General features: G+C 42.9%; 11 protein-coding genes. 4 read left to right on the forward strand and 7 right to left on the reverse strand.

What is annotated here, in order from left to right:
- The 4 genes from hemF to C5749_RS19805 form a co-directional block, all read right to left on the reverse strand.
- Complete coding sequence (gene hemF, locus C5749_RS04495) at positions 1 to 903, reverse strand: oxygen-dependent coproporphyrinogen oxidase (RefSeq protein WP_105723385.1); 903 nt, start codon at positions 901 to 903, stop codon at positions 1 to 3.
- Positions 903 to 1913 (reverse strand): NAD(P)H-dependent glycerol-3-phosphate dehydrogenase, encoded by a 1011-nt coding sequence (locus tag C5749_RS04500; protein ID WP_105723387.1) that lies wholly within the window; start codon positions 1911 to 1913, stop codon positions 903 to 905. Before C5749_RS04500 ends, hemF begins: the two co-directional genes overlap by 1 nt.
- 98 nt (positions 1914 to 2011) lie before the next feature.
- On the reverse strand, positions 2012 to 3964 hold the full coding sequence (locus tag C5749_RS04505; RefSeq protein ID WP_105723389.1) for a glycoside hydrolase family 97 protein: 1953 nt from the start codon (positions 3962 to 3964) through the stop codon (positions 2012 to 2014).
- A gap of 37 nt (positions 3965 to 4001) precedes the next feature.
- Positions 4002 to 6371 (reverse strand): BNR-4 repeat-containing protein, encoded by a 2370-nt coding sequence (locus tag C5749_RS19805; RefSeq protein ID WP_105723391.1) that lies wholly within the window; start codon positions 6369 to 6371, stop codon positions 4002 to 4004.
- A 438-nt stretch (positions 6372 to 6809) separates the two neighbouring features.
- Here C5749_RS19805 and C5749_RS04515 point away from each other — a divergent pair, with 438 nt between their 5' ends.
- The 3 genes from C5749_RS04515 (at position 6810) to C5749_RS04525 (ending at position 15302) form a co-directional block, all read left to right on the forward strand.
- Positions 6810 to 8711, forward strand: coding sequence for a glycoside hydrolase family 43 protein (locus tag C5749_RS04515; RefSeq protein WP_105723393.1), 1902 nt, complete (start codon positions 6810 to 6812; stop codon positions 8709 to 8711).
- Positions 8712 to 8742: 31 nt separating this feature from the next.
- Positions 8743 to 11109, forward strand: coding sequence for a glycoside hydrolase family 127 protein (locus C5749_RS04520; protein WP_105723395.1), 2367 nt, complete (start codon positions 8743 to 8745; stop codon positions 11107 to 11109).
- Between the two features lie 134 nt (positions 11110 to 11243).
- Entirely contained in the window at positions 11244 to 15302 is a 4059-nt protein-coding gene (locus C5749_RS04525; RefSeq protein WP_105723397.1) for a hybrid sensor histidine kinase/response regulator transcription factor, read from the forward strand.
- Between the two features lie 12 nt (positions 15303 to 15314).
- Here the strand turns inward: C5749_RS04525 and C5749_RS04530 are convergent, their stop codons facing one another.
- Together C5749_RS04530 and lacZ are read right to left on the reverse strand one after the other, a co-directional pair.
- Positions 15315 to 16169 (reverse strand): glycoside hydrolase family 16 protein, encoded by an 855-nt coding sequence (locus C5749_RS04530; RefSeq protein WP_105723399.1) that lies wholly within the window; start codon positions 16167 to 16169, stop codon positions 15315 to 15317.
- Between the two features lie 2 nt (positions 16170 to 16171).
- On the reverse strand, positions 16172 to 19297 hold the full coding sequence (gene lacZ / locus C5749_RS04535; protein WP_105723401.1) for a beta-galactosidase, LacZ type: 3126 nt from the start codon (positions 19295 to 19297) through the stop codon (positions 16172 to 16174).
- Positions 19298 to 19519: 222 nt separating this feature from the next.
- Here lacZ and C5749_RS04540 point away from each other — a divergent pair, with 222 nt between their 5' ends.
- Positions 19520 to 19795, forward strand: coding sequence for a glycoside hydrolase family protein (locus C5749_RS04540; RefSeq protein WP_219847897.1), 276 nt, complete (start codon positions 19520 to 19522; stop codon positions 19793 to 19795).
- Here C5749_RS04540 and C5749_RS04545 read toward each other — a convergent pair.
- Positions 19742 to 20719, reverse strand: a complete 978-nt coding sequence (locus tag C5749_RS04545) for a family 43 glycosylhydrolase (protein WP_105723403.1) — start codon at positions 20717 to 20719, stop codon at positions 19742 to 19744. The two genes, C5749_RS04540 and C5749_RS04545, sit on opposite strands and share 54 nt — an antisense overlap.
- Positions 20720 to 20776: the final 57 nt, after the last annotated feature.

Here is a 20776-nt window from a genome sequence, read left to right on the forward strand (position 1 = left end):
TTATCCTATCCAGTTTATTTCCTTCTTCAGTAAAGACAACGTCCTTTCCTCTTCGGAGCCGGTTTCCGGTTTAAAATCATATGCCCAATTGGCTTGGGCTGGTAAACTCATCAATATGGACTCTATACGCCCATTTGTTTCCAAACCAAAACGGGTTCCGGCATCATACACCAAATTAAACTCCACGTAGCGCCCTCTACGCAACAATTGCCATTCTTTCTCTTCAGAGGAGAACTTACGATGTCTGTTCCGGTTCACTAATTCGGTATAGGTCGGTACGAAAGTTCGTCCCAGATCACAGGAGAATTTAAAAAGCTGCTCATCCGTTAAGCCTGTTTTTTCAGGGGTTAGCTTATCATAAAATACACCTCCTATTCCTCGTGTTTCTTGCCGGTGCTTGATATAAAAGTAATTATCAGCCCAGGTCTTAAATTCGGAATAAAAAGCAGGATGATGCTTGTCACATACATTTTTTATCATATGATGAAAAAAACGAGCATCTTCTTCTATCACGTAGTGCGGCGTAAGGTCAATTCCGCCTCCAAACCAGCGAATATTTTCTCCCAGTTCGAAATAGCGTATATTCATGTGAATGATCGGTACCCACGGATTATTAGGATGAATAACGATAGAGACTCCTGTGGCGAAAAACTCCTCTTCTTCGACTTTGAAAGATTTTTTGATAGGATCCGGTAACTTACCGTGAACTGCAGAAAAATTAACGCCCCCTTTTTCTACTATATTGCCAACCTGTATGATGCGGGTACGACCACCGCCACCTCCTTCACGCTGCCACAACTCTTCTACAAAAGTAGATTTTCCGTCTAAAGCTTCCAGTCCCGATGTAATTTCATCTTGAATTGTTTTGTATGTTTCTGCAATTTGCTCTTTTGTTAAACTCATTACGTTAATTTTGCTACTAATTTTTTGACTTCGGCGTTTGCGGGCTGACGGTGATATAGAATTTCATATACCATATGGCAGATAGGCATATCCAATTGATAACGCTGAACAATGTTTTGAATACAGGCCGAAGCATAATAACCCTCTGCCACCATATTCATCTCCAACTGCGCTGATTGTACGGTATAGCCCTTCCCTATCATGTGACCAAAAGTGCGGTTTCTGCTAAACTGTGAATAAGCCGTTACCAAAAGATCACCCAGATACGCTGATGCATTGATATCCCGGTCAGTCTCCGGATCTATCGCGGATAAACAAGTTTCCATTTCTTGGATAGCGTTAGAAATCAGCACGGCGATGAAATTATCGCCTAGTCCCAATCCGTGACATACCCCTGCAGCCAATGCATATATATTCTTAAGCACGGCACCGTATTCTACGCCAAAAATATCGTCGGAAAGAACAGTATTGATATATCGACCACGTATAAATGTAGCAACCCGTTCAACGGTATTATCGTCTTTGCCCGCTAAGGTTAAATAAGATAACTTTTCCGAAGACACTTCCTCCGCATGGCAGGGTCCTCCAATGACCACAATATTTTGTAACGGAATTTGATACGTTTTGGTCAGATAATCTCCCACAATGAGGTTGTCATGCGGAATGATCCCTTTGATGGCAGATACGACAATCTTATTGGCAAAATCGTCGGATTTCACATCTTTCAATGCCTGTTTTAAATATGCAGACGGTGTGTTTAATACAACAATATCCGATTGTTGAATAACCGATTTCGCATCCAAAAATAAATTATCTGGCTTTACGGAAACCTTTACAGCACTTAAATAGTTAGGATTATGTCCGTAAGATTTAATATACGCCAAATCTTCTTCCTTTCTAACCCACCATAGAATATCTTTCCCTCTAGCATTATCTTCAAACATCTTGATCATGGCTGTCGCCCAACTTCCACTCCCGACGATGCCTATCTTTTGCACAGATTCATCCATATATAGCTTCTTCCTTATAAAGGTTACAAATATACACTTTATTGGAGACAAGCCATATTTAACGACATATACTGTCTAAGGTAATAGTCGGTACCAATTTATTTCCCGACGATAATGGCAGCTCCGTTCGGTCGCAGAGTTAATTTGATCTTCTCGCCTTTTACTACCGTCAAATTGTCCCGCTGCGGGTTTCGTTGCGTATCATCCGAATATCGGGTTGCGTGCCCTTCAGCGAGCATGGGCAGAGAGATAAGCATATCTTTAGTTTCTTTCTCCGCATTGACTCCTGCTATATACCAAGTATCTCCATGTCGGCGCGCCAAAACAACATATTTGCCCGGATAGCCATCAATAAATATAGTCTCATCCCAAATGGTAGGTACATCTTTCATGAAATCAATAACAAAATCGGGATATTCGTTTAGGTTGTTCGGCGTAATTCCGAAGTTCTGCACCGGTGTCTGAAACAAGACAGCCGTAGCCAGTTGAAAAATCTCGCTGGTCTTGCGGATTGTTCCACCATTATTCTCTCTGTTATGACGTTTGTTCAGTAATACAGGTCCGAAGTCCATCGATCCGACTGCATTCCGTATAAAGGGGTGTAACGTTGCATTATAAGCCTCCGTATCATTCGCGTGCTGTGTAAAAATCAAGTTTTCGGATGCTAGTACAGCTTCGCTTCCCACAAAATTTGGATACATCCGTTCCCATCCCCGAGGTAATGTACAACCATGAAAAATAACGACTAAACCGTGATCATTTGCGTCCGAAAGAATATCCTCGTAAAGCTGCATTGTTTCCTGCTTATCTCCGCCAAAGAAATCTACCTTGATTCCCTTAACACCTATACGTTGCATCCAGGCCATTTCCTTTTTTCGAGCTATCGAGGTATTCATACGGTTTTTAGGACCTTGCGGCGCATCATTCCAGAAACCGTTGGAGTTATACCACAGGCAAATTCCGACTCCTTTTGTTTTTCCATAGGCGACCAGTTCTTCAATCCTCCAGTGCCCGATCTTCGTATCCCACCAATTATCTACCAATGTAAATTCATAGCCCATCTCGGCAGAGAGATCGATAAACGTCTTCTGATCCTCAAAATTGATACTGCCGTCTTGCCACTCCAACCAACTCCATGTCGAACGTCCGAATTGATAACTTTGAGAAGGTTCGTATAATGGTTTTACTACATCAAAAGCAATAGTTGTTTCCACAATAGGTTTTAGGTCTTTTCCAACAGTGATTGTTCTCCAAGGTGTATATCCCGGCAATGCCAAAGTAGGCTGCGAACTTCCTAACCCGTTATTTTCTCCTTCCTCCGGAAAGGCAATCTGATAAAGCCCGTCTGCATTACCTTCGCTCAATTTCGACCCACAATACAGGCTGCCTACACCTGTTTCTGATACGAGCACCCATCCCCGATCACCTATACGGAATAAAGCAGGGAATGTATAACCTACGCCATATTTGGATGGTGTGCCAATGGGTTCATCGGCGACATACTCTTCTTCGTAACTCGGTTTAGTTTTCTTCCACCCAATCATCGGTGTGGCCTGTGGCGTTAAAAATGTCGTTGTCAACGCTGGAAAATCAAAGCCGCTCAGCTCCTTTTGGATAATGGCATTGGCAGGTTCGCCAGTTTGAGGTATACCGTAACGGAACGCTACATTGTTATTGCTGACCTGAAAAATGACTTCTAACAACATGCTGTCATTGTTCTCGAATGTAAACCTATGTTCGTTTGCTTGGTAATGCACCGATTTTCTTTTAATCTTGGCTTCTTCGTAACGTTCATCTACCCGCCTTGTTTGTTTATCGATTAACCGAAGTCCACTCGAAAGATCACCTAAATGCGTCTGCAAACCCAAAGGCGACTTTTCGAGCATTTCCTGCCCATCAAAAACCACCGAGTAATATAGCTGTCTCTTATCCAGCTCCAGCAGCACCGAAAGATGATTATCGGGACTAACCATATTCATTTGTTGCCCTTTTACACCATACAAAAAGAATAGGAACAAAACACCAGCTATATATATCTTCTTCGTTAGCATAATTTATTAATTTTTATACTTCAATACATAATCTCCTTTATTCCTTAAAGTCCGGTTGCCATTCAATTACCTTCACTTCCGTAGGTGAAGCATTCAGCAAACCCTCTCCATCTTTTTGATCTGTCTGTTGAACATAGAGTGCTAAGCGCCTTTTATTCCGCCACAGCTCCGTATCGAACGTCGGTTCCCAAGCGCCCAACGATGTGTGGTATATATCCAATATCTCAAAATCATTCCGGCGAATATCGTCCAGCTTCAATACAGAAGCTTTATTCCCTCTCTCGCTATCTCGGAATAACAACAAGAGCGACACCCCCTTACCCCTGCCTTTTACCAATAGCTGTGGTCTCGAAATAGGTATCTCTTTCGTTCCATGTCCGCTCAAGGAGAACGGAGATGTCCTAAAGTCCAATGATTTTACCGCCCATCTACCATCTCTATAGTAAATGATCTTGTATTGTGGAACTTTTGAGTCGGTGGCGCGCCAGTAAGTGGCGATAAAAGGGTTCCCGTCTTCATCTGTTGCCATCGCAGTTTGGTTGATCAATTCACTTTGTTTCGGAATTCGTGCCGCATATTCCGCATTGTCAGCCCTAATAGGCAAACCATATGTTGTGCCATCTGTTTTTTGCCAGGTTAAACCACCGTCTTTAGAACAGGCATACGCCATATCGTGGTTGCTTGCCACATCAGGAGATTCCCGCCATACCCAGGAAACATGAATGGTCCCTTTATCATCCACATAGGCTTGCCAATATGCATTTCGTTTTCCTTCTCCATCTATCAAATTCGTATGAAGTCTTTGCCAACCTTTATTTACGTCATATCTATTAATTATTAAGTTTCCGGCGCCTGAACCACCATCCCGATAGACGAACAGAAGATCACCATTCGGCAACGCAAAAAATTCCGGATAGGTCACGCGGTTTTCTTCTTTTCCGATCATGCCCTGCTCTTGCCCAAGCTCCAATCCGTTAGGTATCGTACTTCTCGCATAGCGTAACCGGCCATTGTGATGATCCCAAGCAACATGTAAATATCCATCTCCATCTACCATCATGCTGATAATATTATGCGCATCAGCCGCGTTGCCCTTATACTCTGTACGCTGCACAGTCCACTGCGTACTACTGAGCTGTCGCTTTCCCAACGTTACAAAGCCATCGCCGTCGTAATACGCTATAAACTGAACCGAGTCACTACTCACGAGGGAGTTTTTCCTAAACACTGCCGTATTCACCGTATTTCTAGCCCAACCAAGGCCGACGTTCATTATACGGGCATCATGGGATTGAGCTTCTAAATAGCGATACATCTCAACTCCGGCTAATAAAAATGCGCCAACACCGAAATTGGCAGTTGAATTTGCGTCGACAATCTGGCCTGGAATAGCTTTTTCTCCAATCGGTTGCACATAACCTACCCGACCATCTTCCTGCAAGGCCATTTCGCTTAAAAATTTCCATCCCAACTCTGCTGTCCTGCTATATTTTTCTTCGGGCAAGAAACCATTGTTTATTCCCCATAAAAATCCGTACGTAAAAAAGGCCGTACCACTAGCTTCCGGTCCGGGAGCATGTTGAGCGTCTAGCATGCTACGTGTCCAATACCCTTCTTTTTGTTGACTTTTGGCAATCGCTTCTGCCATATCTTGATAACGTTGTACATAATAATCATAGTGCCGATTATCTTTCGGTAGATCCTGCAAGATTTTTGCGAAAGCGGCAAATACCCATCCGTCCCCACGAGCCCAAAAATCTTTCTTTCCATTTGCCGATTTATGGCGTGGATAAACATATTTTGCATCTCGATAATATAGTGCCGCCTCCTCATCATACATAATGCTATCCGCATAACGCAAATATGTATACATCTTCTCTAAATACAGGTCATTGCCGGTCACGTTGTACATCTTGGTCATCACGGGCATCACCATATACAAACCGTCCGCCCACCACCAATAATCGGCTTTACTGGTACTCATTTGATATTCCATCACTTCTTTAGCTCTGGCAATCTTGTGAGGTTTGGGATCCAAGTTATAGAGATCTATATACGTCTGAAAACAAATTTGCCAATCTCCAAAAAGTACATAGTTATCCTTCTCTCCATACGAATATTTCCAATTTGCTTTATCATCCGATTTAGCACCTTTCCATTCATTATGTTCTGCCCATGCTTCGGAATAAGCGCGATACGCTTCGTCTCGGGTAAGCTTATAAAGCTCCATATTTCCAGTGTGGTAAGCTGCTACATCCCAAAAGGCCCAAGCAGTAGGTTTATGATGTTCTTGCCAATAGCTATTCGCTAAATTCAATTTCGACAACACATCATCCGTAGTCAATCGATGACTTCCATATGCCGATGAAAACAATATTAGAAAACAAATGATAAGGTTTATACGCATTTCTTATTATGTTAAATTTTAGATTGAACATTTGTACACAGCAGTACATCTCAAAGATACCCCCCATTTACCTTCATCATGTTCAATTTCAACCTATTTATCCAGTAAATTTGGTTCAAAAGCCTTTTTAACATAGCGTCCTAACACAACCACTATATGCAAACGCTGCTTTCCGACCGCCTTGAAACATATTCAAACCTTTTTGACACAAATATCAACATTGCTAACGTATCTGCTGATTAGTTTTGCTTTGCAAGAGCGAGCTGTCAAAAAATAAATGTAAGAAAAACACTTAAATTAAGGGCACATTTTTTATATTTAAACAATCCGAAACAGGCACACGCAGCTAGCCAGATATGTATACGTTTTGGAAATTATGCTAGACAATACCTTTACACAATCTTTTTAAATAGACTATACAAATATTTTAAGACAACCATGAAGAAGAAATTATTCACATGCTGTTTATTCGTTTGCAGCACCATCTTTGTTAATGGACAATATCATACACCCGTTGAAAAGGACTATGTCGCCTACCTTTTTGCCTATTTCACTGGTAATGCTGTAGAAGAAGAACAGGTGCACTACGCTATTAGTAACGATGGGTATAATTATTTTGCTTTAAACGGGAATAAGCCTGTATTAGCTTCTAAAGATATTAGTTCCACCGGCGGCGTACGCGATCCACATATACTTCGTCGCCATGATGATCGAGCATTTTATATGGTATTGACCGATATGACCTCTTCCAAAGGATGGGATTCTAACCGTGCTTTAATCCTTTTGAAGTCAGATAACTTGATCGACTGGGCATCCAGCGTTATCAATATCCAGCAAAAATACCCCAATCAAGAAAGTTTGAAACGTGTCTGGGCTCCGCAAACAGTTTTCGACGAAAAAGTAAAAAAATATATGGTGTATTGGTCTATGCAACATGGGGATGGTCCCGATATCATTTACTACGCATACGCTAATAAGGATTTCACCGATTTGGAAGGGGAACCAAAACCTTTATTTATCCCTAAGAACAAAAAATCCTGTATTGATGGGGATATTATATATAAGAACGGGATATACCATCTCTTCTATAAAACGGAAGGTGATGGCAACGGCTTAAAAAAAGCCATGACCGATGATCTCACATCAGGACTTTGGATTGAACAACCAGATTATAAACAGCAAACCAAAGAAGCCGTTGAAGGATCGAGCATCTTCAAGCTGACAAATACCGATAAATATATATTGATGTATGATGTGTATATGAAAGGCAGTTATCAATTCTGTGAAAGCTGTGATCTAGATCAATTCCATGTCATCGACCAACAGATCCGCATGGATTTCCATCCACGTCATGGCAGCATCATCCCCATTACACGGAAAGAACTTCAACAGTTGTTAACCACATATGGTACGCCGAAAAACTATACGTATGTTCCCGAAAATAACCCGGTGCTGGAAGGTTACCATGCCGATCCAGAAATACTTTATGCCGAAAAAACGGGCAAATATTACCTATACCCTACCAGCGACGGTTATACGGGCTGGGCAGGCGATTATTTTAAAGTATTTTCTTCCGAAAACCTGGAAGATTGGAAGGCAGAAGGTACGATATTAGATCTAAAAAAAGACGTTTCATGGGCAGATAGAAACGCATGGGCTCCCGCTATCATTGAAAAGAAGGTCGGTAAAAATAAATACAAGTATTATTACTATTATACCGCCGCCCAAAAAATTGGCGTCGCCGTGGCAGATCACCCTACCGGACCATTCACTGATTCAGGTAAGCCACTTGTGGCAACAAAACCGGCGGGCATCAAGGGCGGACAAGAAATCGACCCAGCCGTATTCCATGATTCGGTGAGCGGCAAATATTACCTCTATTGGGGAAATGGCTATGGTGCCGTAGCGGAGTTAAACGACGACATGGTATCATTAAATGAAAACACAACGAAAGTTATTACGCCGGATACCACATTCCGCGAAGGTTTCTACGTGTTTTACCGCAAAGGAACATACTATTTCCTTTGGTCGGAGAACGATACGCGAAGTGAAGATTATCGTGTGCGGTATGGTACCTCTAAATCGCCAACAGGTCCTATTGAAATTCCTGAAAACAACTTAATTTTAACAAAAAATCCCGAACTGGGTATTTATGGTCCGGGGCACAATTCAGTTTTGCAAATTCCAGGAAAAGACGAATGGTACATCGTATACCATCGTTTCAGCCGACCAAATGGCATTAAAATGGGCGAAGCCGCCGGATATCATCGGGAAGTATGTATCGATAAAATGGAATTTAATGCAGATGGAAGTATAAAGCCGGTGGTTCCTACACTTTAAAATAGCTGATTCGTTATTGAACATTATTTGTATGAAGTTAAAAAAACTAATCACCATATGTTTGCTCTCCACCACGATGGGGACAGTAATACAGGCGCAGACGCAAAAGCAGATCGAATATTTTCACCTGCGTGACGTCAGCTTGCTACCGGGCCCCTTTAAACATGCCGAGGAGCTGGATCTAAACTACTTATTAACATTAGATGCTGACCGCCTCCTAGCTCCTTTTCTTGAGGAGGCAGATCTCCCCTCGCCCGCAGAACGTTACGGCAATTGGGAGAATACTGGGCTAGATGGCCATATTGGAGGGCATTACGTTTCAGCACTATCGTATATGTACGCATCCACGGGCCACGCGGCGATAAAGGAACGTCTTGATTACATGCTCAGTACGTTTAAACGTTGTCAAGACGCCCACGGTGATGGCTACATCGGTGGTGTCCCGGAAGGGAAAGCGCTCTGGGAAGAAGTGAAGCAGGGAAAAATCAACGCCGGCGGATTCAGCTTGAATGAACGTTGGGTGCCGCTATATAATATCCATAAAACGTATGCCGGATTACGCGACGCCTATTTACTGACAGGCAGTGAGATAGCCAAAGACATGTTGATCAAGATGACAGACTGGGCAATAACATTAGTAGCGGGTCTGAGCGAAGAACAAATACAGGATATGTTGCGCAGTGAACATGGTGGACTTAACGAAACATTTGCCGATGTAGCCGCCATCACGCAAAATTCCAAATACCTGGCACTTGCCAAGCAGTTCAGCCAGAAGGCCGTTTTAAATCCATTGTTAGCGCAGGAAGATTATCTTACCGGCAAACACGCCAACACACAGATTCCGAAAGTGTTAGGATTCAAGCGTATTGGAGATCTTTCCAAAGACGATCAGTGGGCAGATGCAGCGCGTTATTTTTGGGAAAATGTCATCGAAAGACGTTCTGTATCTATCGGTGGCAATAGTGTGAGCGAACACTTTAATCCTGTTGATGATTTTTCTAAAATGATCCAGAGCGTAGAAGGTCCCGAAACCTGCAATACCTACAATATGCTTCGACTGACACGCATGCTGTATCAAACCGATCCGAAAAGCAAATATCTCAATTATTACGAACGCGCCCTTTATAACCATATCCTATCGACACAAAATCCAGAAACAGGTGGGCTTGTTTATTTTACACAGATGCGGCCCGGACATTATCGCGTCTATTCGCAACCTCATACCAGCATGTGGTGCTGTGTTGGATCCGGTATCGAAAACCATGCAAAATATGGCGAGATGATCTATGCACATCGAGACAACGAACTGTTTGTCAATCTCTTTATTCCGTCCACTTTAAATTGGCAGGAGAAAAGCGTCAAGCTTGTGCAAGAGAATAACTTCCCAACGGAAAACAAAATACAATTTTCGGTGCACCCAAAGTCTGCTACGTCTTTCGCCTTACGTATCCGTAAACCTGGCTGGCTAACGGGCGAACCTGTCGTTCAACTCAACGGTAAGCCGCATGATGTTATCCCTTCCAAAGAGGGCTGGATTACGATCGAACGTCAATGGGAGAAGAGCGATCACGTGTCGGTTGAATTTCCGATGCACATTTATACGGAACAGCTTCCCGACCGTTCTAATTACTACAGCATACTATACGGTCCGCTTGTATTAGCGGCCAAAACAGGTACTAATGATCTTACCGGGCTATTTGCTGACGACAGCCGGATGGGCCATGTGGCACGTGGCCGACAAATTCCATTACGCGATATTCCAATTTTAGCAACTGCTCCAGATAGTATTCCCAACCTGGTAAAACCGATAAAAAATGCTCCGTTACACTTCAAACTGTCCGGTCTTCGCTTAGGGGAAGAACAGTTTAGCATGGAACTCGAACCGTTTTACAAAACCCACGAGGCGCGATATATCCTATATTGGCCGCAGGCAACGGAACAAGAACTTGTTGCCCTTCAAGAAAAAACGGAACGCGAAGAAAGGGAATCCCTGCGTTTGGCCGCTATGACGATCGATCGGGTCGTTAGCGGTGAACAACAACCGGAGTCAGATCATTTTATCAAAGAACAAAACACACAGGCAGGCAGTATAGCCGACGTCCGCTGGCGGGAGGCAAAAGGTTGGTTTAGCTATATTGTTAAAACCGATTCCAAGGAAAACGTACAATTATATATAAAATATTTAGAGGAAGAAAACCGAAAAACGAACATTCTCATCAACGATAAGGAGATCGGAAGGCTATCCCAGACGAATTCCAGCTCCGGTGAGGTCAAAACGGAGGTGATTGCGATTCCGCCAACTAGCAATAAAGGCGAAACTCTTCAGGTTAAAATCACCACCGATGCGCCATCAACCAGTCATAAAATTCTCGAAATAAGAGTCATTAAAGTAGATTAGCTCAAGTTTCTGGAGGTCAAGGCAATGCTTTGCCGTCGCACGGTTTCCGACAAATTTAACGTTTATCACCGTTCGATTACCGATGATTAGTTCGGGGCATTTTAGTAACTTTAACCAGCAGATAAACATAAACCGTGACCAACGCATTAATATATCATTTTTTTGTCCTCATTTTCTTCTATATAGGATCATCGCTCAGCTTTGCCCAACAAATCGGGATCACTCCTGTAAAAATTGAGCAGGAACTTCCATCCTTATCCGTCAACAGGACGTTTCAGGATAGTGAAGGGTACATTTGGTTTGCTACGGCCTATGGTCTTAGTCGTTTCGATGCATTCAATCTGCTTACCTTTAAATTGAAGGATAAAAAAGGGGATACGGTTGCCAATCAGAATATACTCGCCGTGTCCGAACTGGACGATAAGCTTCTTCTAGGCGCCGAAAACGGCATATATGTTCTAGAAAAAAAAACGTATCGTATTTTACCTTTTCCTGATGAGCGTCTCGAAGGACGACGCGTTGCCGCCATTTTGGTCGATCGACAGTCCAAAATTTGGGTTGGAACCCAAGACGCTATATATGTGTACAACCGAGATTTCAGCCTTCATGCTGCATTTGAACAGCATCCCAACAACGAAAAGTCCATTCCGAATGGAAGTATCAACTTTATTTTTCAAGATAAAGAAGGGGAAATATGGGTTGGCATATGGGATGCGGGACTTCACAAACTGGACAAAGAGAAGCGGCAATTCGTTGCCCTTCCTCCCATCGGAAAGCGGAATAATCCTTTTAAAATAATACAGGATGATCGGGAGCAACTTTGGATAAGTACTTGGGGCGATGGACTTTTTCTCTTCAATCCGGAAGGACGAGAAAATATGTATCACGAAATCATCATCAAAAACAAAAGACGGGGTGTTGGGAAGGAAGGCCTCGTATATAACATCGTACAAGATCGCTTGCAAAAATACATTTGGGTGTTGTCTTATTCGGGTATCTCTACCTTTCATTACACCGATGACGGCCGTATTGCTGAGCGCAATCTCTCACACCTGTTTCAGTATACATCTAATTTTTTCCAAGATATCTACCAAGATCGTTCGGGTACACTGTGGCTTGCTATCAGTGGCAAAGGCGTTTCAACGATTAGCTTTGACAAACCCGTTATGCGTGCGTTTGAGTTACCTCAAGTCCAAGAAAAATATAATATTTCGCCCAACCTCAACATGCTTTACCAAGACCATGAAAATCAATTGTGGTTCAATCTGGAACGTATCGGTTTAGGTAAATTTGTACCACAAACAAACCAATTAGCAACCTATAGCAACCTCCGTTTTAAGGATCTGGTGTCGTTAAGGGCGGTCAACTGCGCGTTGGAAATAGACGATGAATTATGGGTAGGTGGTGCATACGAAACGATAATGCACGTTTTCAAAAAAGAAAACGGTAGCCTAACGCTGTCACGTACCATTGATCTCGCCCAATATGCTAGCGAGATTGGCGTTCCTCTCCACCTTTTTCATGATACAGGAAAAAATTTATGGATCGGAACCACCCGAGGACTGTTGTGTAAAAAAGCAGGCCAGGAGCAACTATATCAGGTGGACGATGTAAACGGCCATATCATGGCAGTATGTCAAGACGCACGGGGCAATATATGGGTCGCCACCAAGGATCATGGTATTTATGAGATAGATAATCATTCGAGTTGGAAACCTAAACGTCGCGTGGGAAAAGATACAGCTGGGTTACAGACCAACCAGATCGAAACCATGGATACCGATAGCCGTGGATATCTATGGATAGGGACAAAAGACAATAGGCTACTTTCTTTTCATACCGAAAATGGTCAGGTGCGTGAGTACGCTAATGCACACCTGCTAGCTCCCAATCAACTCTTACATGTTGTTTGTCTTGACAGTACAGTATGGTTTTCCAGCACTAGAGCCGTTTATAAATTATTCCCGAGAGATAACCGTATTTTTGAATATAGCAGCAGCGACGGCATCCCGATAAATATGTTCACAAAGGGCGCGTATACAGCCGATAAGGCACAACAAACCGTGTATTTCGGTGGGCATAACGGCATCGTTCAATTTTGGGAGTCTTCGTTTTCACCTACGCATAAATCAGCTGTGGTCATCTCCGATATAAAAATCAACAACCAATCAGCGGTATCACTTGGCTTGCATGAAAAATATGATTTTCGTAAACAATCGCTGGTACTCGAGCCTGAAGATCAAAACTTAGAGATTCTATTTTCATCATTCGAATATACGCATCCGGGCAAAATTAGATATGCTTATAAACTGGAGGGAGTTGATAAGGATTGGGTATATGCTCCAAGAGAACGGCTATTTGCCACCTACAATAACCTAGGAAAAGGACGATATACGTTCCTGATCAAAGCAACTGATCTAGACAACCGGTGGAGCTCAGAAGTCACACGTCTACACATCCACAAGAAACCCGCATTCTATGAAAGTAACCTGGCCTATATGCTTTATACCATATTGATATTAGGCCTTGCCTACGCCGTTATCAGATTTTATGTTAATCGACTTAAATTACAAAGTGATCTTCGAATTGCACAAATCGAAAAAGAAAATGCCAACAAGCTTGTCCAGACCAAGTTGAGCTATTTCACCAATATATCACACGAATTGTTGACACCGTTAACCATTATTTCCTGTCTGATCGACGACGTCCAGATGATCACAAAAAAGAATCTGTCCCAATTTGATAAGATGCGATTTAATCTGGACCGATTGAAGAGGCTTCTTCAACAGATATTAGATTTTAAACGGGTGGAAAATAGGCAAATGGCCCTCCGCGTAGGACGCGAAGATCTCGTCGCTTTTATTACCAACATCTGTGCAATCTATTTTAGTCCACTAGCTAAACGCAAAAACATTGACTTCGACGTTATACAGGGAGATTGTTTATCTGAGGGATATTTTGACGCGGACAAGCTTGATAAAATCATTTTTAATATACTGTCAAATGCGTTTAAATATACACCCAGTGGAGGAAGTATAAAACTGGCATTTCATACCGAACATATACAAGGATACTTTCATATAGTTGTCCAAGTTCAAGACACCGGTATAGGCATCGCACAGACCGAATTGGATAAAATATTCATCCCATTCTATAACAACAGGCAGGCTAAACAGCAAGAAACTAATGGAATTGGGCTAGCATTGACGAAAGAACTCGTGGAACTTCATCACGGTTCTATTCAAGTAGATAGTATATTAGGCGAAGGTTCTACGTTCACGGTATCTATTCCGGTTGAAAAGGTAGTGTACACGACAGAAGAATTACGCGAACAACACGACAGTTTTGTTGATTCGGCTAATTTATTAACAGAAATATCGGATCTACCGGTTACACTGCTCACTCCGCAAGCAGAAAAAAAGAACAATATCAAGGTTTTGCTCGTAGAGGATAACCTTGATTTATTACAAACGGTGCAGAATGTGCTTTCGAGAACCTACAATATAGCTACAGCTCAGCAGGGTGAAGAAGCACTGACGATCTTACAACATCAGGAAATCGATATCGTCATCAGTGACATCATGATGCCGGTCATGGATGGTTTAACCTTATGCCGCCGTATTAAACAAGATCCCGAAATAAATCATATACCCGTTATCTTGCTAACGGCTAAAAACAGCATAGACGACCGCATAGAATGTTATCAAGCCGGCGCCGATAGCTACATCAGCAAGCCTTTCGACCTGAAGGTTTTAGAAGCACGTATACATAGCTTTTTGGTACATAAACGTACGAAACAGGAAGATTTTAAAGCGAGCCCACAAATCAATATTTCCTCTTTAGATTATACGCCGCAAGATGAACAGTTTATCGAAAAGATGATTAGCGTTGTAGAGGAAAATATAACCGATGATCAGTTTGATGTAGTGGCACTCGGTAATGCACTTGGATTATCCAAATCCACCCTTTATCGAAAGACAAAAGCTCTGTTAGCTCTATCGCCGAGTGAATTTGTTAAAAATATCCGGCTGAAACACGCTTGCCAGATGATGGAAAAGGATAAATCCATTTCCGTCAGCGAAGTTGCTTTTGCTACCGGCTTTTCGGATCCTCGTTATTTTTCCACTTGCTTCAAAGCAGAATTTGGCGTAACGCCATCGGAGTATCAGAAACAAATCGCAAAAGAAGGATAGGGAAAAATGATACTACCGTTGCTGATACACGCGCACATAATCAACTTCATAGCGGTTGGGGAATTTGGTATCGTTGAGTTGCCCCCCATTCATCCCTCCCATCGCCAAGTTCACCAAGATGTAGTGAGGTTGCTGGAAAGGGTTAAACCCAGAACCATCTTTATTGTGTAGCTTGCTCAACGGTTCTTTGATCATCAGCTCGTCGTCTACATACAAAGCGATGTATTCCGGCGTCCAGTCCATTCGCCATATATGGAAGTCATCAGCCCAAGACTTTCCGCCCAACGCTTCGATACTACGGGTTTTGCTATACCATTCGGCGTTCCAACGTGTAGATGTACCACAGGCGATATTGGCTAAAATCTTTCCTTTGTAATACTCCATGATATCGATCTCTCCGTTGGATGGCCATTCTTTGTCGACACCCAATGTCCAGAATGCCGGCCATAAGCCATCACTGACATCAATCTTAGCCCGCATCTCAAAACGGCCATACAGCCAGCTTTTCTTCCCGCCGGTATTGATCGACGATGAGGTATGTGTTATATATTCCCGCTTTCTCCCCCAATGATTGGAGGAAGGATCATAGGTTGGGTTTTTCCTTTTTTCTGCTCTAGCTTCGATAATCAGGAGGCCATTTTCGCACCAAGCATTATCCTCCTGATACCATTGCAGCTCCTGGTTACGAGCAAAACCGCGTTCGAAGTGCCAATATGCTGGATTTATCTTTCCATCCTGATCAAATTCATCTGCCCAAACCAGTTCATATCCTTCATTTTTATATCTATCTGCTCCTTTTTGGGCTTCCGCCTGCTTAGCAAATAATACTATGCAGGCGGCAAATATTGTTAATCTCCATCTTTTCATATTTACCTGTTTATTGCTTTTATCGTATAACCATAGGAGTATGCCGAGTCCATTAGTCTATACGGAACATGTGGTAATGCCCCCCAGCTATTGTCTCCGGCTACTCCCCGTTGTTTTAAATCGACGTGCAGCTGTGTATGTTCCGATTTTTTGAGCTGATACGGGTGGATTTGTTTTTTGGTCATTCCGGGATCCAGCTCTTCCACCGAATAGCGTGTTGCCGAAAACCCAAGGGGCTGCACACCGGATATTTCCAATCCTATCCCTTTTTCATTCACCAGTTGCAACCAACGAACGTCGGTTTTGTTACCGGACTCCTGCGGACGCATATATTCGTAGAAATACTGGTTATCTACTTTATCCTTATATATACCTATTTCCGAAGAATAGTTTCGGTCGATATAATTCTCCCAGGGGCCACGTCCATAATACCGTAAGTGCTCGAACTGACGGTCAATGATCATCCGCATACCAAAACGAGGTAGCTCCGGCAGTTCGCGATCGCCCATGTCCATGCTCGCTGTCACCGTAACGGAAGCATCACTATTTATCGTATACTTCACTGTGTAAGGAACATAGATTCCTGTCAGTTCGTAACCGGTCACTATTTCATACCGGTTACCATCCAATTTCTTCACATCTACCGATTTCACCTTTCGGTTTACATGAGCATTGCGCCATATACCTAATTTCTCCGGCATCCCATTACCAAAATCGTTATCTGTCGGGGCACGCCAAAAATAAGGAATCGGAAAATTTTGTATCACTCGCACACCATCGATAGCGTAGTTTGTAAATTCTCCATTTTTCAAATTAAATACACCGCTAATGTTACCATTCGAGAATTTCAATTGCTCTTCCGTATGCTCCACTTTTAGTTGCCCATCAACGGCAATACGTTGTGCGAAATAATCTCCCTGTATGTGCAATTGTTCGTTTGCAATGCTATGTCCAGCGGTTAATAACGGCTGATCTTCCTTTAACACAGCTTTGATATTGATAAAATACTCTTTTTCCTCTTGCCAAGCTGCCACAGGAATGGAAATAACTTTCTGTGCACCAGCAGGTAAATCCAGTTCGAAGGTTCCTTCTTCAATCTGCTGTCCATCTTCGATAATTTCCCAAACAAAAATATAATCCGATAAGTCCTTGAAATGGAAAGCATTTTTCACGATTATCTCACCGTTTATGACATCCTCCGCCTCGAAGTCAATATTCTGGTACACCTTTTTCACTTCGTAAGCACCGGGATGCGGTACTGTACGATCAGGGTTAACCAAACCATTCGCTACAAAATTTTCATCATTTTGCAAATGGAATCCACCCAAGTCACCGCCATACGCCCAAAATTTATTGCCGTAACCATCGTCTGTTCCCATACCCTGATCCATCCAGTCCCAAATAAAGCCACCCTGCATGTGTGGATAAGCTTTAATGATATCCCAAAGGTCTTTAAAATTACCTGTACTGTTTCCCATGGCGTGGGCATATTCACACATGATATAGGGACGAGTCTTGTCTGTAGCTTTTGCGTAATTCCAGATGCTGTTCATGTGGGGATACATAGGAGCGACAATATCCGTATTGCTGTTTTCCCCAGCCTGTTCAAACTGTACCAAACGAGAAAGGTCGCGCTGCTTCAGCCAATCATAAGCTTCGTAGAATACCGGAGCGTTTCCGCATTCATTGCCCAAACTCCAAATGATCACACTAGGATGATTTTTGCTGCGTTCAAACATCCGTTCAATCCGGTCCAAGTGCGCCGGTTTCCATTCCTCTCGATAGGCCGGATGGCGTTCTTTGTTGAACCACGCCTGCCACTCCGCACCCATTCCATGGGTTTCGATGTTGGCCTCGTCAACGAGATACATACCATATTCATCACACAGTTCATACCATCTCGGATCTGATGGATAATGGGAGTTCCGAACCGCGTTGATGTTCAATTCTTTCATCAGCTGAACATCCCGGATCATATCTTCCCGATCTATCGCACGCCCTTTAGTAGGATGTTGTTCATGGCGATTGACACCTTTCACATATATCGGCACGCCATTAATATGCAATTGTGCCTTTTTTATTTCGACCTTACGGAAACCGGCATGTATGGCCGTGCTTTGTACCGGCTTTCCTCCAGCATCATATAGGGTATAGACTGCGCGATATAAATTCGGTATCTCCCCACTCCACGGATGGACATTGACTATCTTTTTCTTTGCTTCGACATATACTACACTATCGGTAGAATGGAAAGATTGCTCTGTCTTCCAAACGGATTGATTGCTATAGAACAATTCCATTTTTACTTTACCTTGTCCTGCCGCTTTTTCAAAATTACGGACAGCAACCTTCGTCGTAAAAATCCCGTCTTTATATTCCGCATCGAGGTCGGCATATTGTTCGATATCCCAAATTGTTGTTTTCGGTAGTAAAAGCAATGCGACATCACGATCCAGACCACCTAAACGCCACATGTCCTGATCTTCCAGGTAACTTCCATCATGGTATTTAAAGACCTGCACGGCAATCGTATTTTGTCCGTCCTGCAACACATCGCTGATATCAAATTCTGCCTGCATCTTGGATACTTTGTTCATTCCTACTTTCTTTCCGTTGACATAAATCACCGCGTAGCCAGATATCGAACCAAACTGTAGAATGGCTTGTTTCGAACGCCAATCCGTAGGTAGCTTGATATGTTTACGATAAGTCCCTACAGGTACTTCCTGACCGACATAAGGTGGATTGGCCGGAAAGGGATAAACGATGTTGGTATAAATAGGTATACCATGTCCGTGCATTTCCCAATTGGCCGGAACAGGCAATGTTGTCCAATTTGTTTCATCTGTCTGTGTGTGGTAAAAATCCAACGGACGCTCTGCGAGGGTAGCGGCAAAATGAAATTTCCAATCACCATTCAGGGATAATACCTGCTTGGTACTTTCCGATCCGCCAGATCGCGCTTGATCCGCACTATCGTAATAGCGCAAGGACGCACGTTGCTTTTCTTTATTGAAATCCAAAACGTGTGGATTTTCCCATTCGTTGGGCTGTGCTAGCACCGTTATTATCTGGATAGATAGTCCCAATAAGAGCAGTACGTTTAGGTTGATAAATCTCTTAACCATTCTAATTTTATGCTTACGTTTGATTAACTGTTATCAAAATTGGTTAATTTCAATGCTTTATATGTCGATTATTCATTCAAATATGTAGAAAACACAACCATCTCCTTGATTATACGTCATTAATAAGCCAAAGTAGGGGGTGATTCGTTATGGTGGACAAAAGAATGGACAAAAGCTATTGAAAACGGACTGTTTATACGTCGTGATTTTGAAAGCGGACAGATGTCCCGTGATATGACGCTTTTTGTGGACAATGACAACAAGGGTTATCATATTTACTCTTCGGAAGATAACCTTACGTTACATATTGCGGAATTGACGGAGGACTATTTGGACTATACCGGAAAATATGTCCGGATTGCCCCGGCCGGGCACAACGAAGCACCGGCAATCTTCAAGAAAGACGGACGGTATTTTATGATAAATAACTACATTATTTCGCAGTTAAAGTCTCACGCTTGGCCAACCCATTTCATCCCACGCTATTTCACGTATTAAAAGTTTTGATCGTCCATTATCATCGCGATCATACGCATGGAAGAATAGATAATCCTTCGATTCCAATCGATACACGGCCTGATGTCCTACTCCGGGAAAGCGATCGTTGCCCTGTACAACAATAGTACCTCCACCCTGTAACATATCTTTTCCTTCACGGTCAAGATAAGGCCCACGAATATTCTTCGATCTGCCAACAGCCACTTTATAGGTACTGTTTACACCGGCACAACAGTTATCAAATGAAACAAAAAGGTAGTAGTATCCGTCTTTGTGAACAAGAAACGGCGCTTCTACCGCACCAATATTGCCAATATAACGTCCGTTTTCATCGCGGGAACGACTGGAGAGCGCATACCACTCTTCAGGCTGTTGGAGACAAAGCAGATCGTCCGTTAATCGAACCAACTGTATACCGTCCCACCACGATCCAAAAGTCATCCACGGGATTCCATGTTCGTCGATGATGATATTGGGATCAATAGCGTTCCAGTTGCAGCCTTCGTAAGAACGCACTACCATACCATGGTCAGTCCAACCAAAATCCGGGGATTCCTGATCAAGCGTCTTCGCCGTAGCCACACCAATCGCCGAGGTTCTTGTTCCAAAACTGGAAATGGAATAGTAAAGATAATACGTACCATTGTGCTTAATGATATCGGGGGCCCATATATGCCCCTCAAAGGCATGGATCATTTTCGTGGCCCACTGAGGAGGAGTTTTAAATACCGAAGCCAACCTAGTCCAGTTTTTCATATCGGCCGAACGCATCACACTGATTCCATTGCCGGTTGCAAATACGTAATAGTAACCACCTTCACGAATGGCGACCGGGTCATGCACCCCGATCAACCTTTCTTGTGCATTTACAGTTACCGAAGTGACAACATGCAAAAGCAGTGTTAAAAAGAGAATGATCTTCATGTGTATATTTTTCTATTTAATCAATTGGAATTCCATCTCGTTTAAAACCTTCCAAAA

The sequence above is a fragment of the Sphingobacterium gobiense genome (assembly GCF_002980575.1).
Taxonomy (GTDB): domain Bacteria; phylum Bacteroidota; class Bacteroidia; order Sphingobacteriales; family Sphingobacteriaceae; genus Sphingobacterium; species Sphingobacterium gobiense.